At 61.3% G+C, this 359-nt stretch carries 1 protein-coding gene; it reads right to left on the reverse strand.

The genetic code is table 11. The annotated features are described in order from the left end of the window. Nucleotides 1-28: 28 nt before the first annotated feature. A partial coding sequence (locus tag OSB52_RS24715) for an ATP-binding protein (RefSeq protein ID WP_266063976.1) occupies nucleotides 29-359 on the reverse strand: 331 nt, incomplete at its 5' end.

Below are 359 nucleotides of genomic sequence, written 5' to 3' on the forward strand. Positions count from 1 at the left end.
GTTGAAATTTGACCCCCTTTTGGTGTGGTTACTGGTCGGCGTTGACGAGTTGTCGTCGGGTCTTGGTGCGGTAGGAGTCGCCGTCGATGGTGATGACCTCGGCGTGGTGGACGAGGCGGTCGATGAGTGCGGCGGCAACGACATCGTCGGCGAAGACTTCGCCCCAGCGGCCGAATGGCATGTTCGAGGTGATCAGGATCGAGCCTTGTTCGTAGCGGCTGGCGATGAGTTGGAAGAACAGGTTGGCGGTATCGGAGTCGAACGGCAGGTAGCCGATCTCGTCGATGATGATCAGCCGGTAGCGGCGGAGCCGTTTGAGTTCGGAGACCAGGCGGCCGGTGGTGTGTGCCTCGGTCAGG

This window comes from Gordonia aquimaris, assembly GCF_026262595.1.
Lineage (GTDB): Bacteria > Actinomycetota > Actinomycetes > Mycobacteriales > Mycobacteriaceae > Gordonia > Gordonia tangerina.